This is a genomic window from Hyphomicrobium sp., assembly GCF_041659645.1.
Taxonomy (GTDB): Bacteria; Pseudomonadota; Alphaproteobacteria; order Rhizobiales; family Hyphomicrobiaceae; genus Hyphomicrobium_B.
Genome location: NZ_JBAZXX010000003.1, coordinates 700,971 through 725,383, shown reverse-complemented (window position 1 = coordinate 725,383; position 24,413 = coordinate 700,971). Strand labels below are relative to the sequence as shown.

Below are 24,413 nucleotides of genomic sequence, written 5' to 3'. Positions count from 1 at the left end.
CATTTACTCGCGATCCGTCGAGGTACGCATGAACGTACCGTCATCGCGCGAAGATAAAAGGCCGGCAGCCTGGGTTGTGCGCTTTTGCGCGGCAATCGCGGCTATCGTTGGTACACTTTTGATCGCGATCGGCATTGTCTCGAGTGGAGTGGCGTTCGGCGGCGGTATCGTTGCCGCTCTCACTGGCCTGGGCCTACTTGCCGCCGGTGCTTTGTGCGGATTCATCGTGCCGCCGGTGTCCGGGCGACGGATAGCGCAGAGCGCCCCGCCGAGCGGTCTCGATAGCCACCGGCTCGAAGACCTAAAAGATGCCCGCTGGCGACTGTCCGACAACGCGATCCGTTATCGCCAGCTTTTGGATTCGCAAAGGGACTTCATCGTCCGTCGGGCAAGCGACGGTCGCCTGGTCTTCGCCAATTCGGCGTTCCTCGATGCCTTCGGCATCCGCAGCGGTGATGTCCTCGGTTCGTATTATCGTCCCCATGCGCTCCTTACAGAAGCGGCCGTCGACGCCTCCGCCACAGGTTGCAGAACGCTTGAACTGCTGCCGACGCGCCGAGGCAAGAGATGGATCGCATGGGAGGACACGGAGGTTACAGCGGACGGCGGTGGCATCGAGATTCAAAGCGTCGGACATGACGTCACCATCGAACGGGAAATCGAAGAAGCGCTCCGCGGCGACCGTGACCGCGCCGAAACGGCAAATCGGGAAAAATCGCGTTTCCTTGCCACAATGAGCCACGAGATCAGAACGCCGATGAACGGCATCATCGGCATGATCAGTTTGCTTCGCGATACCGAGCTCGATCCCGAACAGCGAACCTATGTGCGCGTCGTCGAAGATTCCGCCCGTTCTCTGCTCGGCTTGCTCGATGGCATCCTCGATTTTTCCAAGATCGAAGCGGGCAGGCTCGAATTGGCGAACGAGGTCTTTTCGCTGAGGAATTGCATCGCCCAGATGATGCTGCTCATGACGCCGGAAGCCACGGCCAAGAACCTGCTTTTGACATGCGATATCACTGACGCGGTGCCCGAATGGGTCGTGGGCGACGAGATCCGCGTGCGCCAGATTTTTCTCAACTTGCTATCGAATGCCATCAAATTCACGGACAAGGGCGGCGTCGCTGTCGCGATTGATATCTCCTCCGATCGCGCCGCAAATCCGCGGGCCGCGCGCATCGCGATCGAAGTTTCCGATTCCGGCATCGGCTTTCCGCCGGATTCCGCGCGCCGCCTCTTCGACGAGTTCGAGCAGGACGCGAGTTCCATCGACCGGAACCCAGGCGGAAGCGGCCTTGGACTAGCGATCGCAAAAAGAATAGCTCAGGCGATGTCCGGCGAGATCACCGCCTCTGCAGGCCTGGACAAAGGAGCGGTTTTCACCGCCGAGCTGGAATTACGTGTGGCCGCCGCCCCGGCGAACGTCGGGTCAGGCATGCCTATGCCAGACCACGGCCTCCGCGATCCATCCGATGGGCCGGACGCCATTCGGCGGCGCGGCGCCTACCACCCGTTCAGGGTCCTCGTTGCCGAGGACAACCAGATCAACGCCCTGCTTGCCTGCAAGATCATCGAGCGTGCGGGCGGCAAGGCGACGGTCGTCGACACCGGCCGGTCCGCCATAGCCGCGATATGGGAAACGCTCGAACGCAGACGCCCGTCATTCGACCTCATCCTGATGGACATCCTGATGCCCGACATCGACGGCCTGATCGCGACGAAATCGATCAAGGCCCTGTATGGCGAACGCAAGGACCAGAGCCTCTCCTGCCCCCCGATCATCGCCCTGACCGCCACCGCCTTCGCCGAGGACCGCGAACGCTGCAGGGCCGCCGGAATGGATGACTACCTCGCCAAGCCCTTCGATGCCCGCGAACTCCACGATATGCTGCTGCGATGGACGGCACAAAACGTCCGCATGGCGCCGCCGGCGGCCTGAGCAAATCAATATTCGATCTAAAAACTGTCACGGAATCGTGGTAGCCGCCTACGTTGGTGCACTCTGGGGGTTTCCATCCGATGTGGCAGGCAATTGCAGACCGCAGCAGACGTTGGCCAAGCCGGGCCGGGAAACTTCCGCCGGGCCTCGCAGCCATTGAGGCCCTGAGCGTACCGGCTCGTCGGCTGAAGGCGTTAAACCGCGATATCGAGCCCAAGGTCTACGGCCGCGTCGGCAATCTCGAAGTCCGGTTGGCTCGCTCCTGGTCGGAAATCAAGCTCGCGCAGCGCTTACGCTATCAAGTCTTCTTCGAAGAAATGTCGGCCGTCCCGACCCGCCTTGCGCAATTCCGCCGCCGCGACGAAGACGCCTACGACGCCCTCTGCGATCATCTTCTCGTGGTAGATCTCGACAAGACGATGCCGGGCCGGGCCGGGCGCCCCGAGCGGCCGAAAGTCGTCGGCACCTATCGCATTCTTCGCCAGGAAGTTGCCGAGCGTGGCCCCGGATTTTACTCGGCAAGCGAGTACGAAATCGCCCCGCTCCTGAAGAGCAAGTCGGCGACGCACCGGTTCATGGAACTCGGCCGCTCATGTGTTCTCGCTCCCTATCGCAGCAAGCGCTCGGTCGAGCTGCTGTGGCACGGGCTTTGGACCTACGTTCGCGAAAACCGCATCGACGTGATGATCGGCTGCGCGAGCTTTGAAGGCATCGACATCGAAGATCATAGGATGGCTTTGAGCTATCTTTATCACAAAGCCCCGGCGCCCCAGGAATGGCGCTGCAGTGCGCGTGAACCGCTCGCCGTCTCGATGAACCTGATGCCGGCGTCAGACATTGACCAGAAGGCTGCACTGAAAGCCATGCCGCCCCTGATCAAGGCCTACCTGAGGCTCGGCGCCTATTTCGGCGACGGCGCCGTGATCGACAAACAGTTCGGCACCACCGACGTCCTCGTGATCATGCCGGTCGCGAATATAGATCCGCGCTATTTCGAGCACTACGGCGCCCCGGCCGAAACCAAAAGCCGGATCGCCGTCGACGCTTGAGCGTCCTGTGCTTCATTCGCTGCGAAAAACGCCGCTAGTCTTTGCCGGCGCCGTAAGCGGCCAGCGCCGCCATGTTGACGATGTCCGCATCCGTCGCGCCGAATGAGCAAATCTGCACCGAATGCGATAGCCCGACGATAACGGGCCCGATGAGCGTCGCCCCGGCAAGCTCCTTGATCATCTTCGTCGAGATCGATGCGGCGTGAAACGCGGGCATCACCAGCACGTTGGCCGTGTCCGACAGGCGGCAGAACGGATAGTGCCCCATTAATGTTCGGTTGAGCGCCACGTCAGCCGCCATGTCGCCGTCGTACTCGAAATCGACAAGACGCTCGTCGAGAATGCGTACGGCCTGGCGCACCTGCTCCGACCGTTCGCCCTTTGGCTGTCCGAACGTCGAATACGCGAGTAATGCCACACGCGGCTCGATCCCGAAATTACGGGCCGCTCGCGCCGCCTCGACAGCGATATTCGCAAGTTGCTCGCCGTTCGGCAGATCGTGAATACTTGTATCCGCGATGAGAACCGCGCGCCCGCGATTGAGAACCAGCGACACGCCGATGGCATGTCGGCCGGGCTTCTCGTCCATCACCCGGTGAACATCGGAATAAACGCTCGTCCAGTTCCGCGTCACGCCTGAAACCATCGCATCGGCATGACCGTGCGTCACCATCAACGCCGAAAACACGTTGCGCTCGTTGGTGACGACGCGCTCGCAATCGCGCTTCAAATATCCCCGCCGCTGCAGCCGCGAATAAAGAAATTCCGAAAACTCTTCGACAAACGGCGACTCGCTTGTGTCGATCAATTCGAACTCCGGCCGAAGCGGAATGCCGAGCTCGCGGAAGTGATCCGTCACGACCTTCTTCCGGCCGATCAGGATCGGTTGGCCGAAGCCCTGCTGGAAGAACGTATTCGCCGCCCGGATGACGGCCGGCTCCTCGCCCTCGGCGAAAACGACGCGCTTCGGATCGTTGCGAACGGAATCGAATGTCGTTTGCAGCCACCCCACGACCGGATCGAGGCGCGCGTTGAGACGCGCAACGTAGCCATCCATATCGACGATGGGACTGCGCGCGACGCCGGAATCCATCGCCGCTTTCGCAACCGCCGCGGAAACGTGTGGCAGGAGACGCGGGTCGAATGGCGCTGGAATGATATAGCCCGGACCGAATGTCGGACGCTCGCCGAGAAAGGCCGCCGCGACCTGATCAGGAACCTCGGCCCGCGCCAGCGCTGCAATCGCTTCCGCAGCTGCGATCTTCATCGAATCGTTGATCGTCGTCGCGTGAACGTCGAGCGCGCCGCGGAAGATGAATGGGAAGCACAAGACATTGTTGATCTGGTTGGGATAGTCAGAGCGCCCCGTCGCCATCACCGCGTCGGAGCGAACGGATTTCACATCTTCCGGCGTGATCTCCGGATCGGGATTGGCCATCGCGAAAATAAGCGGCTTCGGTCCCATCGCGGCGACGTGATCTTTCGACAGAACACCGGCTGCCGAGAGCCCGAGGAAAATATCCGCGCCGCCGATGACGTCCGCCAGCGTCCGGGCATTCGTCTTCTGTGCGAAAGGCGCCTTGTAAGGATCCATCAGTTCTTTGCGGCCCTCGTAAACGACGCCGACGACGTCGCAAACGGTGATGTTCTCGCGCCTGATGCCGATCTTGACGAGAAGATTGAGGCACGCCAGCGCCGCTGCGCCAGCACCTGCGCAAACGAGCTTCACATCGTCGATGTTTTTCTCGACGACGCGCAAACCGTTCAGCACTCCGGCCGCGACGACGATTGCGGTTCCGTGCTGATCGTCATGAAAAACTGGAATGTCGAGCAGGGCTTTGAGCTTCTCTTCGATGATGAAGCAATCGGGTGACTTGATATCTTCGAGGTTCATGCCGCCGAACGACGGCCCGAGATAGCGAACACAGTTGATGAACGCGTCCGGGTCCGGCGTATCGACGAGAAGATCGATCGCGTCGATGTCGGCGAAACGCTTGAACAGCGCCGCTTTGCCTTCCATCACCGGCTTCGAGGCCAGGGCCCCCAGATTGCCAAGCCCGAGGATCGCTGTGCCATTCGACACGACGGCGACGAAATTGCCCTTACTGGTATAGGCGTATGCGTCACGCGGATTTTCCGCGATCGCCTGCACCGGAATTGCAACGCCCGGAGAATAAGCGAGCGCGAGATCGCGCTGCGTCGCCAACGGCTTCGTCGGTGTAATTTCGAGCTTGCCGGGCTTGCCGTTGGCATGAAATGCAAGCGCTTCTTGAGCCGTCACTTGGGCGGCGCGGTGAAGGGAGGGCATGGTGTTGACCGTTCAGGATTCCGTCTGCTCCGGCAGTATTGCCAAAGCATACATCGGGGGATAAGGGCGGGCACGATAGGTTGCGGGAGCCGGAACAGCAACCTATGCATATCCGACGCTTGGGCGGGGATCGGCGGGGCGTTTCCCGTCGCGCCATTCGTGAAGCCGAACGGGGCAATTTGAAACGTAATCTCTTGATGTCCAGAACCGACGAGCCGCGCAAGGGCAGGCATCCCGAATCAGCGCCAGAGGCTGCTGCCGAAGTGTCGCAGAGTGGCGCGGATTCCGCGGCCGCCGCCGACGCGACGCCGTCAATGGCGCAATATCTCGAAATCAAGGCCGCAAATCCCGACAGTCTGCTCTGGTATCGGATGGGCGATTTCTACGAGCTATTCTTTGACGATGCCGTGACGGCGTCGGAAGCACTCTCCATCGTATTGACGAAACGCGGCAAACATCGGGGCCAAGACATCCCAATGTGCGGCGTGCCCGTGCATCGCGCCGACGAATATCTGCAACGGTTAATCAAGCAGGGCCATCGCGTCGCGGTTTGCGAACAGCTCGAAGACCCGGCCGAAGCCCGAAAGCGCGGACCCAAGGCGGTCGTAAAGCGCGACGTCGTCCGTCTCGTAACGCCCGGCACGCTCACCGAAGAAGCCCTTCTCGACGCCAAGGCTCGCAACTACCTGACGGCCGTCTTTCTCGCGACACCGGTCGAACTTGGCATCGCAACACCGGAATCGCGCGCCACGCTCGCCTCCATCGACATCTCGACCGGCGAGTTCGAAGTCTCGGAGGTTTCAGGCATCGATCTCTCGGGCGAGCTGATCCGCTTAGCGTCAAGCGAAGTTCTCGCCCCCGACAATCTTATCGGCGATGAGACGTTCGCCCGGACGGTCGACTATTCGGGCGGCAAGACGACGCCGCTTCCCTCGGCTTATTTCGACAGCGCCGCCGGAGCCCGCGATCTGAAGGACTGCTTGGGCGTCTCCGATCTTGCCGGCTTCGGTGCCTTTTCGCGCGGCGAACTCGCGGCTATCGGCGCGGTCCTGAAATATATCGACCTGACGCAGATGGGCAGGAAACCGCTCATCCGGGCGCCGCGTCGCGCCGGTGGCGCATCTCTCTTCATCGACGCCGCAAGCCGCGCCAGCCTCGAACTCGTGAAATCGTCGTCGAGCGATAAAAACGCGACGCTGCTGGCCGCGATGGACCGCACCATAACGGGTGGCGGCGCGCGTGAGCTTCAATCACGGATCGCGAGCCCCCTCAAGGAACCGGCCGCCATCGAAGCGCGACTCGACGCCGTGTCCGCCCTATTAGGAAATCGCCGGCTTATCGACGATATTCGCTCGTGTTTGCGTGGAACGCCCGACCTCGCCCGCGCCTTACCGCGATTGACATTCGGACGCGGCGGTCCTCGCGATCTCGCCGCCGTGCGCGACGCGGTAGAAACCGCATCCAACGCCGCGAGCATGTTGGCCACCGGCGCGGACCCACTGCCGTTGCCGCCGGAACTTCAGTCTATTCGCTCGCGCCTGGAAGCCGTTCCCTCCGCTCTCGCGAGCGCGCTCAAAAATGCGCTCGTCGATGATCCGCCGCTTCTCCGGCGCGACGGCGGATTCATCCGTGAAGGCTTCAACGCCGACCTCGACGCAGCCCGCGTGTTGCGCAACGATAGCCGCCGCGTCATGGCCGAGCTTGAATCCCGTTACATCGAAGAAACGGGCATAAAAACACTGCGCGTGCGCCACAACAACATTCTTGGCTTCTACATCGAGGTGACGCAGCTCAACGCCAAGCCGATGATGTCGCCGCCGCTGTCCGAGCGCTTCCGTCACCGCCAGACGATGGCCAACGGTGTGCGCTTCGCAACGGCCGAGTTGCTCGAAATCGAGGGTCAGATTGCATCCGCGAGCGAACGCGCGCTCAACCTTGAGCAGGAAATCTTTGCGTCGCTGACACAGGACATCACTGCCGCAACCGACCAGCTCTCAGCCGCCGCAGCAGCACTCGCCGAACTCGACGTCTATACCGCACTCGCGGCGCTCGCCCTGGAGCAGGGCTACGTGCGGCCGGTGATCGACGAAGGCTCCGTCTTCGATGTTCGTGGCGGCCGCCACCCCGTCGTCCAGCAGGCGCTTGCGAAACAAGGCGGCGCGGCTTTCATCGAGAACGATTGCATCCTCGGACACAGCGGATCGGCCGTCGAACCTCAAACCGCCGACGCACTCCCCAACGCCCGCATTTGGCTCGTGACCGGCCCGAACATGGCTGGTAAATCGACATTCCTGCGGCAGAACGCGCTCATCGCCGTGATGGCGCAAATGGGCTCTTACGTGCCGGCCCGCTCAGCCCACATCGGAGTCGTCGACCGGCTATTTTCACGCGTCGGCGCGTCCGACGATCTGGCGCGCGGCCGCTCGACATTTATGGTCGAGATGGTCGAAACCGCCGCCATCCTCAATCAGGCGACCGAGCGATCCCTCGTTATCCTCGATGAAATCGGCCGCGGCACCGCAACCTTCGACGGACTTTCGATCGCATGGGCAACGGTCGAATATCTCCACGGCGTAACGAAAGCGCGGGCGTTGTTCGCAACCCACTATCACGAGCTGACGGCCCTCGCGCGGCGCCTCGACGGCATAGCGAACGTCACGATGGACGTCGCGGAATGGCACGACAGCATCGTTTTCCTGCATAAAGTTAAGCCCGGGGCCGCCGACCGCTCTTACGGCATCCAGGTCGCAAAGCTCGCCGGCTTGCCGGAACCTGTCGTCACACGAGCGCGTCAAGTCCTTGCGCGTCTCGAAAAAACCGACCGCCGCCCCCGGCTCGGCGACGAAAGTATTGACGATCTCCCGCTATTCTCGGCGGCGCGGCCGAGAGGCGCAGCAACAAGCGATTTACCATCTGCCGTTGAAAAGCTGCTGCTCGCCATGCATCCTGATGATCTGTCGCCGAAGGCGGCGCTCGAGAAGCTCTATGAACTCAAGGCTCTGGCCGAAACCCTGAAGAAGACGAAGCCTTGACCAACGATATAGCGAACGTCCTCATCCCGCCGCCCTACTTCGACCGGCTCGCGGCGCGCCGCGAGTTGACGGCGCATTTTAACGACAGCAACGCCACGCCCGGCGACGCCCGCCCGAAGGTCCTCGAAAGCCTCAAGGCGCTCCTGAAAAACGCGAGGGAGGCCGCACGCACGGCCCTCGACGTCGACGGCAACGGACGGCGTTGCGCCGCGGGCTTGAGCCTATTCCAAGACGAACTGATCCGGCTGATCTACGATTACACCGTCACCCACGTCTATCGCGCGACGAACCCGTCGGATGCCGAACGCATGGCCATCGTCGCGACGGGCGGCTACGGGCGCGGTCTCTTGGCTCCGGGCTCCGATATCGATCTGCTGTTCCTGCTTCCCTACAAACAGACGCCCTGGGGCGAGAGCGTCGCCGAATACATGCTCTATCTGCTGTGGGATCTGGGCTTCAAAGTCGGTCACGCGACGCGCACGATCGAGCAATGCCTGAAACTCGGCCAGGCCGATATCACGATACGAACTGCGCTTCTCGATTCCCGTCTTATTCTCGGAGATAGCCAGCTCTTCGCCGAATTCGAAGACCGCTTTCGGTCCGAAGTCGTGGCGGGCACCGCGCGCCAATTCATCGACGCCAAGATGGCCGAGCGCGACGACCGCACGCGCCGCGCGGGCGAAAGCCGCTACAAGGTCGAGCCCAACATCAAGGACGGCAAAGGCGGCTTGCGCGATCTCCATACGCTGCAATGGCTATCGAAATATATCTTCAACCAGGAAGTCGGTGCGGCGGCCGTGGAGGCCGGAATTTTCACCCCCGAAGAAGTTCAGACATTCCGCCGTTGCGAAGATTTTCTCTGGCGCGTGCGCTGCTTCCTCCACTTCCTCACGGGACGTGCCGAAGAGGTCTTGTCCTTCGAAGTCCAGCCCGCAATGGCGAAGAACCTCGGCTATACCTCTCGCGAGGGGCTTCGCGCCGTCGAGCGCTTCATGAAACACTACTTCCTGATCGCCAAGGACGTCGGCGACCTGACGACGATCCTATGCGGCGCGCTCGAAATGCAGCAGCTCAAGACGTCGCCCGGCTACAAGAGCCTGTTGAGTCCCCTCAGCTGGAAAACACGCCGCGAAGTGCGCGAAAAAACAGATTTCCGCATCGATAACGATCGTCTGAATGTCTCGGACGCAGAGGTTTTCGCGCGCGATCCCGTCAATCTCATTCGCTTCTTCGCGCAAGCCGCGAACACCGGCGCCTATCTCCATCCCGACGCCATCCGCCTGCTTCGCGGCTCACTTCGCCTTGTCGACGACAAGCTCCGCCACGACCCCGAAGCAAATGCGATTTTTCTCTCTCTGCTAACCGCGAAGGGAAATCCCGAAGCCTCGCTCCGGCACATGAACGATGCCGGCGTCCTCGGCCGCTTCCTGCCCGAGTTCGGGCGCATCGTGGCGATGATGCAGTTCAACATGTATCATCACTACACGGTCGACGAGCATCTCTTGCGCACGCTCGGCAACATCGTCGCGATCGAGCGCGGCGACTTTGCGTCCGAACTGCCGCTGGCGACGTCCATCTTTTCTTCGATCCAGAACCGCCGCGCGCTCCTCGTCGCAGCCTTCATCCACGACATCGGCAAAGGCCGGAAGGAGAGCCACTCGCTCGTCGGCGCCCGCATCGCGCGCAAGCTGTGCCCGCGTCTTGGATTGACGCCGTCTGAGACCGACCTCATCGCGTGGCTTCTCGAAGAGCACCTGACGATGAGCAACTTCGCGCATTCTCGCGATATTTCCGATCCCGATACGATCCGCGCTTTCGCCGACATCGTGCAGAGCCCGGAGCGATTGAAACTGCTTCTGCTATTGACCTGCGCCGACATCCGCGCCGTCGGACCCGGCGTCTGGAACGGCTGGAAGGGCCAGCTTCTGCGCACGCTCTATCACGAGACCGAGCCGCTCGTGGCCGGCGGCCATACGCTAATCCCGCGCGATGAGCGCATCAACCTCGCCCAGGCGGCGTTACGCCAGGCGCTGACCGGTTGGCCCGCGAGCAGCGTCGACGACTTCATCGACCGGCACTATCCGAATTATTGGCTCCGCACCGATCTCGCGACCCAGGTCGCGCACGCGAACGTCGTCCGCGACGCGTTGACGTCTCGCACCAAGTTCTCGACCAACATCAAAACCGATTCCTTTACCGCCATAACCGAGCTAACCGTCTTCGCGCCGAACCATGCGCGGCTCTTGTCGCTGTTCGCCGGCGCCTGTGCTGCGGCGGGCGCCAATATCGCCGGCGCCCACATCACGACCACGCGCGACGGTTACGCGCTCGACACCTTCCTTCTCAACCGAGAATTTACCGAGGATGAAGACGAGCTTCGTCGCTCTCATCGCATCATCGACACCATCCAGCGCCTGCTGAACGGCAAGGAGCGGCTTTCCACCCTTCTCAAGAAAAAGCGGATCGGAACGCGCGAATTCGAAGCCTTCACGGTCGAGCCGGAGGTCGTCATCAACAATGCCTTATCCGATCGCTTGACCGTTCTCGAAGTTTCCGGCCGCGATCGCCCCGGCCTCTTGTTCGAACTGACGTCGGCTCTCTCCGACCTCTCCCTCGACATCACCTCGGCGCACGTAACGACATTCGGCGAAAAAGCTGTCGACGTGTTCTACGTGACGGATCTCGTCGGCAAGCAGATCGTGAACGAGGCACGTCAGGGCGCTCTGCGGACCCGCCTCAGAGCGATCCTCGATCCGGCGCGCGCCAAAGCCGCCTCCGAAGCCGCCCGCGCGTGATGCCGGAGATTGCGTTTCCGTAATCCCACGGCAAGGCCGTGACTTCGCAGCCACGTCCAACAAGGGAGCCCGCCCGACATCAAATTGCCGGATGTTCACCGCTTCAAGCCGGTCTATGAGGGCGAGTCTTCATTCTGAGGCGCAATGCGAACCTTCAAGCCGTTCACGCCATGAAACTTTATAAATCGTTCGCCACCGTCGGCGGCCTGACGCTGCTCAGCCGTGTATTCGGTTTCATGCGCGATATCCTGATCGCAGCCACGCTCGGCTCGGGCTGGGTCGCGGACGCGTTCGTCGTCGCCTTCCGCTTTCCAAATCTGTTTCGTCGTCTGTTCGGAGAAGGCGCTTTCAACTCCGCCTTCGTGCCGATCTTTGCCAAGAAGCTTGAGGGCGACGGCCCCGAAGCCGCCCGCAAGTTCGCCGAAGACGCCATGTCGGGCCTCCTGTTCGTTTTGCTGATTGTCGTGATCGTATCGGAACTGGCGATGCCGTTCCTGATGTACGGACTGGCGCCGGGCTTCGACGTCGCCCCTGAGAAATTCGAATTGTCCGTGCTGCTGACGCGCATCACGATGCCTTACCTGCTGTGCATGTCGATCGTCGCGCTGATGTCGGGGGCTTTGAACTCGGTCGGCCGCTTCGCAGAAAGCGCATCGGTCTCGATCGTTCTCAACGGCGTCATGATGATCGCGACGCTGTATTCGATGTGGCTCGGCTATAACGCCGAGCCCCAAGCCGGCGTCATCCAGGCCTGGGGCGTGTTCGCCGCTGGCTTCTTCCAGCTCGCGCTCTTGATGTGGGGCATGCGCCGCGCGGGCATGTCCATCGGCATCCGGCGGCCGCGCCTGACCGAAGACGTTCGTCGCCTTGTGAGGCTCGGCATACCGGGCGTCATTTCCGGCGGCGTGACTCAGCTCAACATTGCCATCGGCACGATCATCGCCTCGCTGCAACCGGGCGCCGTCTCGCACCTTTACTATGCCGACCGGGTTTACGAGCTGCCGCTTGCCATCGTCGGCATCGCGGTCGGTATCGTGTTGCTGCCCGACGTCGCCCGCCAACTCAGGGCGGGAAATACGGCGGGCGTCATGGACAGCCAGAACCGCTCGCTCGAATTCGCCCTCCTGCTGACGATCCCTGCAGCGCTGGCGCTCGCTGTGATCCCCACCGATATCGTGCGTGTCCTGTTCGAGCGGGGCGCGTTCGGACCGAAAGACACATATGTCACCGCGTCGGTGCTGGCGATGTTCGCTCTCGGCCTTCCGGCGTTCGTGATGATCAAAGTCTTCTCGCCCGCCTACTACGCGCGTGAAGATACCAAAACCCCGATGCGCTACGCCGTGATCAGCCTGACGGCCAACACGATCGGCTCCATCGCCCTCTTTTTCCTGCTGCGCCACCTCGGAATGCTGCCCCAGCTCGGCATCGCCATCGCGACGGCTCTCGGCGGTTGGCTCAATGCTTACCTTCTGTGGTCGACTTTGAATCGCCGACGCGATTTCGTCGCCGACGCCCGGTTAAAACGCAATCTGCCCCTGATCCTGCTTGCAAGCGCCGTGATGGTTGCCGCCCTGCTCGGGACCAGCCATTGGCTTTCGCCCTATTACGAGCACGGCAGCGGCTTCTTCGTTAAGGCGTCGATCCTCGCCTGTGAAATCGGCGTCGGACTTGGGGTCTTTGCCGCGCTTATCCTCGCAACCGGCGTCATGTCGATCGGCCAACTCGGCAGGCTGACGCGCCGCTAGCACCAGGAAAATGCTACACCCTTGCGCCGCGGCCGCCTGCACGCGATAACGCCGCCTCATTTCGTTTCAACACTGGTAGCAGACCATGAAAATCACGCCGCGCGTTTTCTCCGGCATGCAGCCGACAGGCAGCCTGCATCTCGGCAACTATCTCGGCGCGATGGTCAACTGGATCAAAATGCAGGAGACGCACGAGTGCATCTACTGTGTCGTTGATCTCCACGCGATCACGGTCGCGCAGGATCCAGCCGAACTCAGAACCGCGATACGTCAGGTGACGGCGGCCTACATCGCAGCCGGTCTCGATCCGAAGAAGAGCATCCTCTTCAACCAGTCGCAGGTCTCAGCCCACGCGGAACTCGCGTGGATCTTCAATTGCGTCACCCGCCTTGGTTGGCTCAACCGCATGACGCAGTTCAAGGAGAAAGCCGGCAAGGATAAAGAGCAGGCGTCCGTCGGACTGTACGCCTATCCGAACCTGATGGCCGCCGACATTCTCGCTTACCGCGCCACGCACGTTCCCGTCGGCGAAGACCAGAAGCAGCACTTGGAACTCGCCCGCGACATCGCGCAAAAGTTCAACAACGACTTTGCGTCTTCAATCATCGAGAATGGTTTCGCCGACGGCATTTTCTTCCCGCAGCCCGAGCCCGTCATCACGGGCTCCTCGACGCGAGTCATGAGCCTGCGCGACGGTACGAAGAAGATGTCGAAATCCGATCCCTCCGATCTTTCGCGCATCAATATGACCGACGACGCCGACACGATCGCGAAAAAGGTCCAGAAGGCGAAGACCGATACCGAACCGTTGCCAAGCGACGAAACCGGATTCGCGGGCCGCCCAGAAGCGGAGAACCTGATCGGTATCTACGCGACGCTCGTCGATAAACCCGTCGAAGCCGTTCTGGCCGAATACGGCGGCCAGCAGTTCTCGGCTTTCAAGAAGGTCCTGGCGGACGCCCTCGTCGCCCGCATCGAGCCCATCGCGAACGAGATCAAGCGTCTGACGGCCGACCCCGCCGAAATCGATCGCATCTTGGGTGACGGCTCCGCGCGCGCGAGAGAAATCGCGTCGCCCATCATGAATAAGGTCAAGGACATCGTCGGCTTCATTCGAAGCTGATCGCCTCCCACAAAGTTGCATATGATGCGTTGGTCTGCGGCCATTGCGGGCGCGCACGAGGAATGGCAGCATCGCGCCCATGAAACCGCGCCGCCCATTCGAAGAAGGCCATCGCCGCAAATTCCTGATCGTCGTTGACGAGAGCCAGGAAGTCGAAAGCGCGCTCTATTACGCCGCGAGCCGCGTGCAGCGGTCGTCGGGCCTGATCGTCATGCTCTACGTCATCGAAACGAGCGAGTTCCAGAACTGGGCCGGCGTCCGTCAGGTCCAGATCGAAGAAGAGACGACGAAGGCGAAGGCGATGTTTCGTCTCTTTCGCCGCAAGCTGACACACGCCGGTTTCGAGGCCGTCGAGGCCGAGGACGTCATCCGCGAAGGCCGCACGGCCGAAGAGGTCAACAAGCTGATCGACGAGGACGAAGACATATCCATCCTCGTGCTCGGCGCCTCGATTGACGCCAAGGGACCGGGACCGCTTGTCGCGTCCCTCGCGGCCGGGCGCACGGGAGGCGGATTTGCCGTGCCTGTCACGGTCGTGCCCGGCCAACTTTCGCTCGCGGAAATCAAGGCATTGGCCTAAATTGCCCCACGAACAGTCCTGGCTCGATAACCTCGACACGGGCGATAGGCATACCCATATAGCCTATGTTAGAAGGCTTCTAACCATCGGCGGGCGGGCAGCGCTTGCGCGAGCATCGAACACGAAGTGAGGCAGCATGTTCATTCAGACCGAAGCTACGCCGAACCCGGCGACGCTGAAGTTCATTCCGGGGCGCGACGTCCTCGCGGACGGCACCGCCGATTTCCGCACCAAAACCGACGCTGCGGCATCCCCTCTGGCGACGCGCCTTTTTGCCATCGATGGCGTCGACGGCGTGTTTCTCGGCTCCGACTTCATTTCGGTGACCAAAGGCTCCATCGAGTGGCAGCATCTGAAGCCGATGATCCTCGGCGCCATCATGGAGCATTACATGTCCGGCGCCCCGGCGACGGACGAAGAAGACGCTAACGACAGCGCCGCCGAGAACTACGATCCGCAAGACGAATCGATAGTCGCGACGATCAAGGAACTGCTTGAAACCCGCGTGCGCCCGGCTGTCGCCCAAGATGGCGGCGACATCACATTCTCCGGCTTCCGCGAGGGCGTGGTCTATCTGCACATGCGCGGCGCCTGCTCTGGCTGCCCGAGTTCGACCGCCACGCTCCGAAACGGGATCGAAAACCTCCTGAAGCACTTCTGTCCGGAAGTGCAGGCGGTGCAGGCGGCCTAGAGTACAAAACATATTCCATTGAACCCCGCCTTGGCGGGGTTCTTTGTTTCTGGGCTCAGAAAACCACACAGGATTCGAAAATGACGGAACCCCTCGATCGTGCGGCGCTCGACCAATTGTTCGACCAGGCGCGGACCAACAATAAATGGCAATCCCGAGAGGTGCCCGACGCACTACTGAAACAGATCGTCGAACACATGAAATGGGCGCCGACCAGCGTCAATTGCTCCCCGGCCCGGATTGTCTATGTGAAATCGCCGGAAGCGAAAGCGCGCCTGAAACCCCATCTCAGCCCCGGAAATGTCGAAAAGACCATGGCGGCGCCGGCGACCGCAATTATCGCTTACGACCTGAATTTCTACGAATATCTGCCTCGTCTTTATCCGGCGGCGGATGCCAAAAGCTGGTTTGTTGGGAAAAAAGAACACGCCGATACCACAGCATTTCGGAATGGCACCCTGCAAGGCGGCTATTTCATTCTCGCCGCTCGCGCCATTGGGCTCGACTGCGGCCCGATGTCCGGCTTCAACAATGCCGCCGTTGACGCTGAGTTCTTCGCCGGTACCGAGATAAAGTCGAATTTCCTATGTAATTTGGGATATGGCGATCCGGCGGGTATTTATCCGCGGTCACCGCGATTTAGCTTCGACGAAATGGCTTCGATCGTTTAAAACCAGCGCCTGGAATGAATATTCTTTCGCTTGATACCTGTTTTGATGCTTGCTCGGTTGCGGCGGGCCGGGGGCTTCGTTCGCTCACCCCCGGCATTTCGTTCGCATTCGAAGGCATGCAAAAAGGCCATTCCGAGCGATTGATGCCCATGATCGAAATGGTCATGGCCGAAGCGGGCCTGCAATTCAAATCGCTCGACCGCATCGCGGTGCCATTCGGACCCGGGACATTTACGGGCACGCGAATTGCCGTTTCGGCGGCACGCGCGCTTGCTCTCGCGACGGGCGCGCAATTCGTCGCCATCTCGAGCCTCAGGCTGATGGCGATGAGCCCGCGAATACCGGCCGCGCCGACCCGCCGCGTCGCCATCGCTACCGACGCCCGGCGCGGCGAGATCTATCTTGAAGTCTTCGATCGTCATTCGCTGCAAAGTCTCGTCGCGCCGCAGTGCCTGCTGATTGCCGACGCAGTGACTGCGCTCGGACCCGGCCCGATCGTCATTGCGGGCTCCGGAGCCGTCGAACTCGCGGCGGCAGCCGAACGCGAAGGCGTCGAGGCGACCGCGATTCTGCCGGATCTACTGCCAGATGCGCTCGATGTGTTGTTCCCCGCCTGCGAGCTTCCCGTGACGGACGTCCTCCGGCCGCTCTATCTCAGGCCACCCGACGCCAAGCCCCCGGCCCCGAGCCCGTTCGTCGGAGCCGGCGCATGACGAACGTGACGCCATTTCGGAACGTAAAGCACGCGAGCATGCTCTGGGCGTCACCCGATCGGGCGGACGAGATCGCCGCGCTTCACGCCAAGCTTTTCACTCCGGCCTGGGATACCGAAGCGGTCAGGAGCCTCCTCGAACATCCCGCTGCTACCTCGCTGATCGCTGTCGCCGGTGGCCAGAAGAAATCCGTGATTGCCTTCGTGATTGGCCAGCTTGCCGCCGATGAAGCGGAAATCCTCTCGATCGGCGTTTCGCCCGATTGGCAGCGCGTCGGCCTTGCAACCGGCCTCCTCGAAGGCTTAACCCGAGCCGCCCGCCGCGGCGGCGCCAAGCGCATCTTCCTCGAAGTTGCAGAGGACAACCCAGCCGGGCTCGCGCTTTATCGCAAACTCGGATTTACCGAAGCCGGTCGCAGGAAGCGCTATTACGAGCGGCCTGGCGGCACGCCCATCGATGCATTGACACTTGTTCTAAATCTAGATCCGGCTGCACCGTAGCGCCGATATAGACGCGAAGGCTTGCCACTGCCTATAAGGCCGCCATACTCGCCCGGCGAGGATTCGCCTTCAGCCAAAGCTTGATCGTCATGACCGCACCTCCGGCGAAGTCCGAAACATCCATCGAATTGCGGTGCGCCGAGTGCGGCCTGCGAATGACGGGTCAGCGGCGCGTCATTGCGCAAGTCTTGTCGTCCGCCACCGATCACCCGGACGTCGAGGAAGTCCATCGGCGCGCCCATGCCATCGATTCAAGAATTTCCCTCTCCACCGTCTACCGGACGCTGAAGCTCTTTTCTGAAAAAGGCATCCTCGAGCGCCACGACTTCGGTCACGGCCGCGGCCGCTACGAGCCCGCCCCGCGAGAGCATCACGATCATTTGGTCGACCTCGACAGCGGGCGTGTGATCGAGTTCTCGAACTCCGCCATCGAGGCCCTGCAGGAACGCGTCGCCCGCGATCTCGGCTTCGAGCTTGTCGGCCATCGCCTCGAACTCTACGGCGTGCCAATTGCGAAGAAGAAGTCGTCCGGCCGGAAAGGCTAGCGCACGCAATGGCAACGGGATCGCTCCGCGCTTCGGCCGTCCTCGCGAGCTTCTTCGGCTTCACCGTGCCGTTAATGCCGATTCAGGCCGTTTTGCTCAAGGTTTCGCCCAGCGCCGCTCGCCGCTTTCCCAATTGGTATCATCGCAACGTCTGCCGCATCCTCGGCATCACGCTGAAGATCGAAGGCGCCGTCGTCCAGGATAAGCCGGTGCTGCTTGTCTGCAATCACACCTCCTGGCTCGACATCCCCGTGCTTTCAGCACTGGCGCCTGTATCGTTCGTCGCCAAGCTTGAAGTCGGCAGTTGGCCATTCGTCTCGGCGCTAGCGCGCCTGCAGCGCTCAGTCTTCGTCGATCGGACACGCCGGCAGGCGACGGGCGACGCCGCCACCGAAATCGTCGGACGCCTCAAGCAGGGCGATACCATTGTCCTCTTCGCCGAAGGTACGTCGAGCGACGGCAATCGTGTGCTGCCCTTCAAGACGTCGCTGTTTGGCGCTGCTGCCGGACAGGGCGCGTCTCAGGGCGCGATGTCGAACCCCGATGTCGTCGTCCAGACCGCCGCCGTCGTCTACACCCACGTCCGCGGCGTCCCGCTGACCCGCGCCGACCGCCCGCGCATCGGCTGGTATGGCGACATGGAAATGACCTCGCATGCCTGGGGCGTACTCAAAACCGGCCCGATCACGGTCACGATCAAGGTCAGCCCGCCGGTACCGCTCTCCGAGTTCAAGGACCGCAAGGATCTGGCCATGCAGACGGAGAGGATTGTTCGTTCGGCAGTTCTCGGCATCCTACGCGGCCGCCCCGGCGACCCGGCCCTCATCCCCGTCGAACCGAGCCAGGAAATCCGCCGCCAGAAGCTCAACGTCCCCCAGACGCGCAGCGAGAAATGGACATAATCGGCCTATTGTGTGCTATGCGCATCCCCTCGGGACACCCGAATGAAAACCCTTGATTGACCGGCCAAACGACGTGCAGCGCCCCAATACCAAAGCCTATTTTCTGAAGACCTTCGGTTGCCAGATGAACGTCTACGACAGCGAGCGTATGGCGGAAGCGCTGTCGCGCGATGGCTATCGCGAAACGACCGACATTGCCCAAGCCGATCTCGTCATCCTCAACACTTGCCACATCCGCGAGAAAGCCGCTGAAAAGGTCTATTCCGATCTTGGCCGCATCCGCGACGTGAAAGACGCCCGCAAACGCGACGGCAAGGAAACGGTGATTGCCGTTGCAGGCTGCGTCGCCCAGGCGGAAGGCCGCGAGATCACGACACGCCAGCCGGCCGTCAATCTCGTCATCGGCCCGCAAAGCTATCATCGCCTGCCAGAGTTGATCGCCCGCACCGAAACGACCAAAGAACGCATCGTCGAAACCGAGTTCCCGGGGGACGAAAAATTCGAGCGCATGAAAACGCCGCGCCGCGTTTCGTCGCCGTCAGCGTTTCTCACCGTGCAGGAGGGCTGCGATAAATTCTGCACGTTCTGCGTCGTGCCCTACACGCGCGGCGCCGAATTTTCCCGCCCGCTTGCGAAGCTCGAAGCCGAAGCCCGGGAGTTGACCGCGGCCGGCGCCAGAGAGCTTGTTCTGCTTGGCCAGAACGTCAATGCCTATCACGGCGAAGGCCCAGGTGGTCGTTCTGTCGGGCTTGCCGAACTGATCCGCAGTCTGGCGAATATCGATGGCGTCGAGCGCATCCGCTACATGACCAGCCATCCGCGCGACATGGACGACGATCTGATCGCCGCCCACGCCGATGTTCCCCAGTTGATGCCCTTCCTGCATTTGCCGGTGCAATCGGGCTCCGACCGCATGCTCGCCGCCATGAACCGCAAGCACACCGCCGCCGAATACATCGACCTCATCGCCCGCGTCCGGGCCGCAAGGCCCGACATCGCCCTGTCGAGCGATTTCATCGTCGGCTTCCCCGGGGAAACCGATCAGGACGCCGAGGATACGCTCGCGCTCGTGAGAGCCGTCGGTTTTGCTCAGGCGTTTTCGTTCAAGTACAGCCCCCGTCCCGGAACGCCGGCCTCCAGCCTCGAAGATCAGGTCCCCGAGGACGTCAAATCCGAACGTCTCCAACGCCTCCAGGCGCTGCTGGACGAGCAGCAGTCGGACTTCAATTCCCGATGCCTGGGCGACGTCGTCCCGGTGCTGTTCGAACGCCGCGGCCGCCAGCCCGGTGAATTTGTCGGCAGGACACCCTATCTACAGCTCGTCCATGCGGCCGCCGATGGCGATCTGGTTGGCCGGATGGCGAATGTGGCAGTGACGGACGTGCGCCGCCTCAGCCTCTCGGGTGTCGTCCAGTCGGGCGTCATCGCGGCGGCATAATCGAGTAATAGGGGTTGCGAAGACTTGCTGTGCGTTAACCACACCTGGCTGTGCCGAACCCTTATTGCGCATGCTAGCGTTAGCTCCACGATCCGATTCGATTTTGAGCGCTACAGGTAGAAAACCGCAAGCAAAGGAGTGTCAGGATTGGCAGCATTCCGCGGGTCCTCCGCGTCGGCATCGAGACGGCCAAGCAAGGCCGAACTTGAACCCGCTCGCGTCGTTGTACCCTTCGAAGACAATCGGCTGCTGACGCAGCTGCTTGGGGAATACGATAGCCACCTTGCACTGATTGAAGACCGATTGGGCATCGATGCTCACGCCCACGGCAACGTCGTCATTCTGACGGGCCCGCCACCCGCCTGCGACATCGCGAGAAACGTCCTGGAACGCTTGTACGCTCGCATCCGCAAGGGTGAAACGATCGGTGCCGGCGATATCGACGGCCTCATCCGCCATGCCCGCGCCGAAGACACGGTCGCTGAAAATCAAGCCCAGATCGCCACGCGCCGCAAAGTCGTCAAGGCACGCACGCCGACGCAAAGCGAGTATATGCGCGCCATTCAGAAGAAAGACCTTGTGTTCGGCGTCGGGCCGGCCGGCACGGGCAAAACGTACATCGCTGTTGCCTTCGCCGCGCACTGCCTTGAGAAAGGCCTCGTCGAGCGCATTATCCTGTCTCGCCCGGCCGTCGAAGCGGGTGAGCGTCTGGGCTTTCTCCCTGGCGATATGCGCGAAAAGGTCGATCCCTATCTCCGCCCGCTTTACGACGCCCTCTACGATGTTCTGCCCGCTGAAAAAGTTGAGCGGGATATCGAAACCGGCATCATCGAAATCGCGCCGCTGGCCTTCATGCGCGGCCGCACGCTGGCCAATGCCTTCGTCATTCTCGATGAAGCGCAGAACACGACCAGCATGCAGATGAAGATGTTTCTAACTCGCATCGGCGAGGGTTCGAAAATGGTCATAACGGGCGATCCGTCTCAGATCGACTTGCCGCCCGGCATGAAGTCGGGGCTCGTCGAAGCCGTCGACCTTCTCAAGGAGGTCGAAGACATCTCGGTCGTCAAATTCGTGGCCGCCGACATCGTCCGGCGCGACCTCGTCGCCAAGATCGTCGACGCCTACGAAAAACCGAAGTGACCCTATGTCTGCGTCTCTAAATGTGGCTGCGCCCATCTTCGAGGTTGAAATCGTCGAGGACGATGGTGATTGGTCGCATGTAGCCGGTCTCGATCATTTGATCGAGACCGCCGCCCGGGCCGCCGTGTCGGCCGCCGACGGCCCCGTTACCGGGTTCGTTTCTGTTGCATTATCGTCCGACGCGACCGTCAGCGACCTCAACGGAAGGTTTCGCGGCAAGCCTAAGCCCACGAATGTCTTATCTTTTCCGGCCGGAGACGGAGCGCCGGAGGGTCAGATCGGCGATATCATCCTGGGTCTCGAAACCGTCCAGCGGGAAGCCGTCGAGCAAAGTATCCCGGTCGAGCATCATGTGCAGCATTTGGTCGTCCATGGCGTGCTGCATCTTTTAGGCTATGATCATGACACGGCAACGGATGCAGAGCGCATGGAAGCCATTGAAATAGAAGTACTTTCCAAATTAGGCATCGCAAATCCATATACGGGCGAGCTGGAAACCGGCAGAAGTGAGTGACCGGGTTCCGACCCATGGCCATGACTGACAACACACACGATAAACCTCTATCCGACGCATTAGCTGACGAGACCCGGGCCTTTAGCTCCCTCGGCTGGCTCCACGCGCTTCGCGCAAAGCTCGGCCTCGTGGTGCCCCCCAATGTCCGCGACGCGCTCGAAGGCGCGCTCAAGACCGGCGGCACCGCCCACTTCACCGACGCCGAACGCAAAATGCTGGAGCGTCTGCTGCAGTTCGGGTCGAGCCGCGTCGTCTCCCTGATGGTGCCCCGCGCCGATATCACCGCGCTCGACGAAAACGAGCCGATCTCGGAACTGCTCCAGACCTTCAACGAAGCTGGCGTGTCGCGCATTCCGCTTTTCCGCGAAACGCTCGACGATCCGCGCGGCATGATCCACATCAAGGATGTGCTGCGTTGGCTGGTGGCCGAAGCGACCGGCCAACCGCCGAAGATCGCCGAGGATCTCGACGCCCAACCGCCGGCGATGAATATCTTCGATCTCCGCAGCATCGATCTGAACAAGCCGATCACCACCGTCAAAATTCGCCGGCAGATTCTTTACGTGCCGCCGTCTATGCCGGCCGTCGACCTCCTGATCCGGATGCAGTCGACGCGCATTCACATGGCGCTCGTCGTCGATGAATACGGCGGCACGGATGGGCTCGTCACCATCGAAGACTTGATCGAACAAGTCGTCGGCAACATCGAGGATGAGCACGATGACGACGACGAGATCAACATCATCGTCGATCCGAAGCTCGGCATTATCGCCGTCGCGCGCACGCCGATCGAAGAACTCGAAAGCCATTTGGGCATGAAGCTCGTACCAGACGACGAGGAGACAGAGGTCGACACGATCGGCGGCCTCATCTTCTCGATGCTCGGCCGCGTTCCCGCACGCGGCGAATTGATCCGCCATCCGACGGGCGTCGAATTCGAAGTCCTCGATGCCGACCCCCGCCGCGTCAAGAAGCTGAAGATCCACCCGCCGCGTCCGCCCGTGACCAACACCAAATCGTTGCCTGAAACGCCGAAGGCGTGATGGACGCCGCATCCGCAATCGCACCAGCGAACCTGGCCCTGATTGCGCGGGCGAGGGCGACGGTCATGGCGCTGAGCGGCTGGCGCCGGGCGCTTCTCGCTATCGCAGCGGGAAGCCTCTCGGCGTTGGCATTTGCGCCGATGTTCGTGACGCCCATCCTCTTTCTGACGCTGCCCGTTTTCGTCTGGCTGATCGATGCCAGCCCGACGCTACGCCGCGCCTTCGGCACCGGCTGGCTGTTCGGCTTCGGCTATTTCTTTTTCAACCTGTTCTGGGTCGGCGAAGCGTTCCTCGTTGAAGCCGATAAATTCGCTTGGCTCTTGCCCTTTGCGATCACGCTGCTGCCTGCCGGACTTGCGCTTTTCTGGGGCGTTGGCGCCGCGGCTGCACGGGCTTTTTGGAGCGAAGGCCTTTCGCGCCTGTTTGTATTCGCGATTGCGCTGTCCATCGTCGAATGGCTGCGCGGCCATATCCTGACAGGCTTCCCATGGGACCTTCCCGGATACGCGTTGACGTACCCGCTGCCGTTGATGCAAAGCGCCGCCCTCGTCGGCGCCTATGGCCTGACAGCAATTGCGCTGTTCGTATTTTCCGCGCCGCTCGTGACCCTCGGCGATTGTTCCGGCCGGACCACCACGCCGCGCCTCATAGCCTTCGCGCTGCTGCTCGCGGCCCTGCCGATGGGCGGCCTCTGGACCTATGGCACTTGGCGGCTGCAAACGCCGCAAGAGTTCGTTCCGAATGTGAAACTTCGGATCGTGCAGCCGAGCGTTCCCCAGCGCGAAAAGTGGATGGCCGAATATCAGCGCCGGATCTTTGACGACCACATCGCGCTGTCGCTGACGAACCCCGCGGGCCAGTCGGATTCTCTCGCCGGAATTACCCACCTCATCTGGCCCGAAGCGGCGATGCCGTTCTTTCCGCTCGAGTCGCCCATCGCCCTCGACATCCTTGCAAACATTCTGCCGGCCGGCACGACGTTGATCACCGGCGCTCTTCGCCATGACCCGGCGCTGGCGCCCGGCGCGCCCTTCACCCCCGAGACGAAAACGCTCAACAGCATCCTGGTCCTGAATGAGAAGGCCCAGCCGATCGCGACCTACGACAAAACGCATCTGGTGCCGTTCGGCGAGTATATGCCCTTCGAAGCGACGCTTTCATCGATCGGCATCGAACGGCTCGCACACGGACGCGGCTCGTTCGGCACCGGCAAGGAACCGCGCCAGCTGATGATTATTCCCGGCTTGCCGCCAGCGCTCGGTCTCGTCTGCTACGAGGCGCTTTTTCCCGGCAACGTCGTTCAAGGCTCAGAACATCCCGGCGTCATGATCAACGTCACGAACGACGGCTGGTTTGGCGAAACGACCGGCCCCTATCAGCATTTCCACCAAGCCCGCGTCCGCGCCATCGAGGAAGGCGCGCCGCTGGTCAGGGCCGCCAATAACGGAATCTCGGCGGTCGTCGACCCATTCGGGCGCGTCCTCACATCGCTCGGCATCGACGTCCGCGGGCAGATCGACAGCCGACTGCCGAAAGCCGTACCGCCTCCGCTCTACGCCAGGCTTGGCGACTGGATGCTCGTGATTATTCTAGCACTTTATGCGGGGTTGACCGTCGCGCTCCGCAAAAACGGCCGTTAATCAAAGTCTTGACGTCAACTTGTCGCGGAAGCGGTCGGTCAT

The 24,413-nt window shown here is 61.7% G+C and carries 19 protein-coding genes; 18 read left to right on the top strand and 1 reads right to left on the bottom strand.

Annotated elements, in window-relative coordinates; genetic code table 11:
• Positions 1-28: 28 nt before the first annotated feature.
• Together WC811_RS13430 and WC811_RS13425 are read left to right on the top strand one after the other, a co-directional pair.
• Positions 29-1,939 (top strand): ATP-binding protein, encoded by a 1,911-nt coding sequence (locus tag WC811_RS13430; protein ID WP_372645359.1) that lies wholly within the window; start codon positions 29-31, stop codon positions 1,937-1,939.
• 80 nt (positions 1,940-2,019) lie between these two features.
• Positions 2,020-2,988: a GNAT family N-acetyltransferase gene (locus WC811_RS13425; RefSeq protein WP_372645357.1), complete on the top strand. Its 969-nt coding sequence runs from the start codon at positions 2,020-2,022 to the stop codon at positions 2,986-2,988.
• Between the two features lie 34 nt (positions 2,989-3,022).
• Here WC811_RS13425 and WC811_RS13420 read toward each other — a convergent pair whose 3' ends face one another.
• The gene (locus WC811_RS13420; protein ID WP_372645355.1) at positions 3,023-5,296 is read right to left on the bottom strand and encodes an NADP-dependent malic enzyme; all 2,274 of its coding nucleotides are present in this window, start codon (positions 5,294-5,296) and stop codon (positions 3,023-3,025) included.
• Positions 5,297-5,493: 197 nt separating this feature from the next.
• Between WC811_RS13420 and mutS the strand changes: the two genes are divergently transcribed.
• The 16 genes from mutS to lnt all read left to right on the top strand — a co-directional run bounded on the left by mutS (position 5,494) and on the right by lnt (position 24,371).
• Positions 5,494-8,328, top strand: coding sequence for a DNA mismatch repair protein MutS (gene mutS / locus WC811_RS13415; RefSeq protein ID WP_372645353.1), 2,835 nt, complete (start codon positions 5,494-5,496; stop codon positions 8,326-8,328).
• Positions 8,325-11,123 carry a [protein-PII] uridylyltransferase gene (locus WC811_RS13410; RefSeq protein ID WP_372645351.1) on the top strand — a complete coding sequence of 933 codons (2,799 nt, stop codon included), beginning with the start codon at positions 8,325-8,327 and terminating at the stop codon, positions 11,121-11,123. The genes mutS and WC811_RS13410 overlap by 4 nt, the downstream gene beginning before the upstream one ends.
• 170 nt (positions 11,124-11,293) lie before the next feature.
• On the top strand, positions 11,294-12,868 hold the full coding sequence (gene murJ / locus WC811_RS13405; RefSeq protein ID WP_372645349.1) for a murein biosynthesis integral membrane protein MurJ: 1,575 nt from the start codon (positions 11,294-11,296) through the stop codon (positions 12,866-12,868).
• 85 nt (positions 12,869-12,953) lie between these two features.
• A complete protein-coding gene (gene trpS / locus WC811_RS13400) occupies positions 12,954-13,991 on the top strand; it encodes a tryptophan--tRNA ligase (protein ID WP_372645347.1) in 1,038 nt (345 codons plus the stop codon).
• A 79-nt stretch (positions 13,992-14,070) separates the two neighbouring features.
• Positions 14,071-14,571: a universal stress protein gene (locus tag WC811_RS13395; RefSeq protein ID WP_372645345.1), complete on the top strand. Its 501-nt coding sequence runs from the start codon at positions 14,071-14,073 to the stop codon at positions 14,569-14,571.
• 136 nt (positions 14,572-14,707) lie between these two features.
• Positions 14,708-15,262, top strand: a complete 555-nt coding sequence (locus WC811_RS13390; protein ID WP_372645343.1) for a NifU family protein — start codon at positions 14,708-14,710, stop codon at positions 15,260-15,262.
• An 80-nt stretch (positions 15,263-15,342) separates the two neighbouring features.
• Complete coding sequence (locus tag WC811_RS13385) at positions 15,343-15,933, top strand: malonic semialdehyde reductase (protein ID WP_372645340.1); 591 nt, start codon at positions 15,343-15,345, stop codon at positions 15,931-15,933.
• A 14-nt stretch (positions 15,934-15,947) separates the two neighbouring features.
• A complete protein-coding gene (gene tsaB / locus WC811_RS13380; protein ID WP_372645338.1) occupies positions 15,948-16,646 on the top strand; it encodes a tRNA (adenosine(37)-N6)-threonylcarbamoyltransferase complex dimerization subunit type 1 TsaB in 699 nt (232 codons plus the stop codon).
• Positions 16,643-17,146, top strand: coding sequence for a ribosomal protein S18-alanine N-acetyltransferase (gene rimI, locus WC811_RS13375; RefSeq protein WP_372645336.1), 504 nt, complete (start codon positions 16,643-16,645; stop codon positions 17,144-17,146). Before tsaB ends, rimI begins: the two co-directional genes overlap by 4 nt.
• Positions 17,147-17,235: 89 nt before the next feature.
• A complete protein-coding gene (locus WC811_RS13370; protein WP_372645334.1) occupies positions 17,236-17,691 on the top strand; it encodes a Fur family transcriptional regulator in 456 nt (151 codons plus the stop codon).
• A gap of 8 nt (positions 17,692-17,699) precedes the next feature.
• Positions 17,700-18,593 carry a lysophospholipid acyltransferase family protein gene (locus tag WC811_RS13365; protein WP_372645332.1) on the top strand — a complete coding sequence of 298 codons (894 nt, stop codon included), beginning with the start codon at positions 17,700-17,702 and terminating at the stop codon, positions 18,591-18,593.
• 124 nt (positions 18,594-18,717) lie between these two features.
• Positions 18,718-20,031, top strand: coding sequence for a tRNA (N6-isopentenyl adenosine(37)-C2)-methylthiotransferase MiaB (gene miaB, locus WC811_RS13360; protein WP_372645784.1), 1,314 nt, complete (start codon positions 18,718-18,720; stop codon positions 20,029-20,031).
• A gap of 147 nt (positions 20,032-20,178) precedes the next feature.
• The gene (locus WC811_RS13355; RefSeq protein WP_372645330.1) at positions 20,179-21,174 is read left to right on the top strand and encodes a PhoH family protein; all 996 of its coding nucleotides are present in this window, start codon (positions 20,179-20,181) and stop codon (positions 21,172-21,174) included.
• A gap of 4 nt (positions 21,175-21,178) precedes the next feature.
• Positions 21,179-21,688, top strand: coding sequence for an rRNA maturation RNase YbeY (gene ybeY, locus WC811_RS13350; protein WP_372645328.1), 510 nt, complete (start codon positions 21,179-21,181; stop codon positions 21,686-21,688).
• A 20-nt stretch (positions 21,689-21,708) separates the two neighbouring features.
• The gene (locus tag WC811_RS13345) at positions 21,709-22,731 is read left to right on the top strand and encodes a hemolysin family protein (RefSeq protein WP_372645326.1); all 1,023 of its coding nucleotides are present in this window, start codon (positions 21,709-21,711) and stop codon (positions 22,729-22,731) included.
• A complete protein-coding gene (lnt, locus tag WC811_RS13340; RefSeq protein WP_372645324.1) occupies positions 22,731-24,371 on the top strand; it encodes an apolipoprotein N-acyltransferase in 1,641 nt (546 codons plus the stop codon). The genes WC811_RS13345 and lnt overlap by 1 nt, the downstream gene beginning before the upstream one ends.
• Positions 24,372-24,413: the final 42 nt, after the last annotated feature.